1 protein-coding gene and 1 pseudogene are annotated in these 3,189 nt (G+C 44.2%); both read left to right on the forward strand.

Annotation, left to right across the window (positions count from 1 at the left end; translation table 11 throughout):
* A partial coding sequence (locus tag IM477_RS23160; RefSeq protein WP_353845553.1) for a DUF29 family protein occupies positions 1 to 144 on the forward strand: 144 nt, incomplete at its 5' end.
* A gap of 985 nt (positions 145 to 1,129) precedes the next feature.
* A pseudogene (locus IM477_RS16200) lies at positions 1,130 to 3,189 on the forward strand (hypothetical protein); the annotation flags it as partial.

The following is a 3,189-nucleotide window of genomic DNA, read 5'->3' on the forward strand; positions in this document are numbered from 1 at the left end:
CAATTAAGAAAATGTTTAACGACGAATTTACAGAATTATTTAGCTGAGGAATTACCGATAATCTATCAGGATGCTTTCGATTATGTTCAACAAAAAACTGGTTTTTCTGGCGATTTTCCCTCAGAATGTCCTTACAGTTTATAGCGGTGTGCAGTCGTATGAGGTACAGTGTCACGAGCTATAAACCATGCTAGGCAAAGCTTGGTCTGTATCTCACTCAAGCGCTTACCGCTATAGAGCAATTATTAGATAAAAATTGGTTTCACTGTGAAGATTAGACATTAAACATGATAAAATAATCAAAGAAAACCGTTCTAAAACCACGGGGTTTTTAACCCAAATTTGCGATAATAAGATGAGCTTAAATTATCAACTCGGAATCAGTCCAGATTTTTAGCTCTTTTGTCCCATCTACAAGGATAGCATTTTCCAAAAGTGATAAAAGAGGTGTAAAGTTATTTTATAGTAGTTGTCTTTGATAGCCTGGAAATTGTCCTGACGACTTCCCAAATTGCTCCTCACCTGGCCCACTGTCCCAACCGCCAGTTGGCGAAATTTGATTATATCCTGCTCAACCAGCGCCATCCCGGTTGAGTGAGTTCGCCGTCGCTTGTCAGCCATCTGATCGGACGCTTGCAGCGATCGCCTAGTTTTAAATTGAGTTACGCGCAAGATCAGGTATTTTTATTTGAGCAACACTAAGAGAGAAAAAGCAGCGGGGATCACATATCTGTATAAAGTGCTACAATAATCTAAGATTCCATCAAAGGTTAGATTATCAAACGCCGACTCAGAACTATCAAGGTCGGAAAACCTCGTTCGATAGTCTGAGCAGAGGCAAGACAATCGGTTAGAACTTATCGACTATCTGAGACTGTCCAATCGTTGGGATCGACTTCGGGTATGAGTGAGGATATCGATCCGCAATTGTCAGGGTAACACCAAATCCCCCTGATCCAGTGCAGTTGACAACCCTTCTGGTTCGTGGTGACCACTTCAGGGGTCCCTGATGATAACTGGGTTTTGCTAACTGGATTTAGGATAAACCTGCCTTAGTGCGGTTTTGTCGTTACTTGTCTAACAATTGTTGCTATTTCACTAACTACCTTATTTTTTATGGTTAAAAATTATGGCAAGCAAATCTTATTCGATGGTGCAAAATTCCCCAAGCGGAACAACCGGAACGGGACTAGATCAAACGGTTGAAAGAATTGGCAGAGATCCGGGACTTGCTGGTGCTAATCTCGGCACAAATATTACGGGTGGAATGACGGCGGCTAACGGATTAAATCAGTTAATCTTAGAAGCCAAACAAGCCACTGGAGTTGCTAGTAACGGCATTTTTACTGTCAGTGACGTAACCGCGATTAATGGCTGGATTCGTGCTAACCGTTTAGCAGAATTTACTGCTCTCCACGGCGATGATGACGGTACAACAGAAACAGGGTTTCATTTAGTCCAAAATGACGGAGCGACTCAACAGTATCGCAATCAGAATTTAGTTGATACGGTTTTTGATGGCATTTATCACATTGGTTTCCTAATCGAAAATGGCACCTTTGTCAATGAAGATGGTAACGCCAATGCCACTGTCACCCAAGTAGCGGATTGGCTAACCCAATTTTATACAGATCGGGCAACAACTAATACCGGACTTGATCAGATTACGGAATTAGTCATTGCTGATCAGGGTTTAGCGCAAAATATACCTTGGCAAGAAATTGCTGGCGGTGCTGATGCTGCCAATGGACTGAATGATTTATTAAAAACAGCGATTACCACCTACAATCTCGCCGCCGATGGTTCAATTTCCGAAAGCGATATTGCACAAATTAACAATTGGATTCGCTCTGATGCCACCCGTTATAATACTTTTATTGTTCTGCATGGGGATGATGACGGCACAACAGAAACTGGCTTCCATTTAGTTCAAAATGACGGCGCTCAGACTACATATTTTGCGAAAAACCTAGTTAATACCGTTGCCGACGGAATCTATCATATTGGTTTTGAGATCCAAAATGGACGGTTTCTCAACGAAGATGGTGCAGCTAATGCCACAGTCAAAGACGTAGCAGATTGGGTAACATATTTTTACGTTGATCAGTCCACCACTGGCACAGGATTAGACAAAATTGTCGATACCATCAAAATCGATACCGGCTTAGCCAAGTGGACAAATGCGGGGGATATTAACGCCGGAGCCGCCGCCGCCGACGGACTTAACCATCTATTAGTAGATGGCGTTACAGCTACAGGTATCGCTGCTGATGGCTGGATTACCAGCGATGATATTCGCACCCTCAATCAGTGGGTTCGCACTAATCACTATGACGAATTTATCCTCCTCCACGGTGACGATGAGGGAAATGAGGAAACAGGCTACCACCTGGTACAAAATGACGGAGCGACAACCCAATACTTCGGTAAAAATTTAGTCAATACCGTAGCCGATGGACTCTATCATATTGGCTTTACCATCGAAGAAAATCGTCTCGTCAACGAAGACGGCGATGCCAATGCTCGCCTGAATGATGTTGCCAGTTGGCTCAACTATTTCTATCTTCAGAAAACCATTATTTACGGTGATAACTCTAGCGACACGATTACAGGTACGAATCTTGCCGAACACCTGATGGGTTACGGGGGAAACGATATTCTCAATGGTGGCGGCGGCGATGACCTAATCGATGGAGATTGGGGGTCTGACACTTTATCGGGTGGGGTTGGTAATGACTTCCTCTATGGCGGCGCAGACAATGACCAATTGGATGGAGGCGAAGACTCAGACACTTATTATGTCTCCGGTAATCTAGCCGGAGGCTGGTCGAGTTTCCAAGGCTACGACATCTACACCGATACCGGCACCTCCGGGGTGGATAAAATTGTGGCTTTGGGTACAGGAGACGTGGACCTGGGGATTCTTTCCTTTACCGTCAATAGTGGCATTGAAACCATCGACGGGACAGGAGTAACAGGAAAAGTCACCATCGTCGGTGATTGGAGTGACAATACCCTCGACTTCTCTAATACGGCTTTTGTCGGTGGCAATATCCAAATCCATGGCTATTGGGGGAATGATACTATCACCGGTAGCAATGGTAATGATGTCATTATTGGTGGCGGTAGTGAGGACAAACTTAACGGTGGTAACGGTTCCGACCAATACGTTTATACCGGCTATCAAAG

This window comes from Microcystis sp. M090S1 (assembly GCF_020246295.1).
Classification (GTDB): domain Bacteria; phylum Cyanobacteriota; class Cyanobacteriia; order Cyanobacteriales; family Microcystaceae; genus Microcystis; species Microcystis aeruginosa.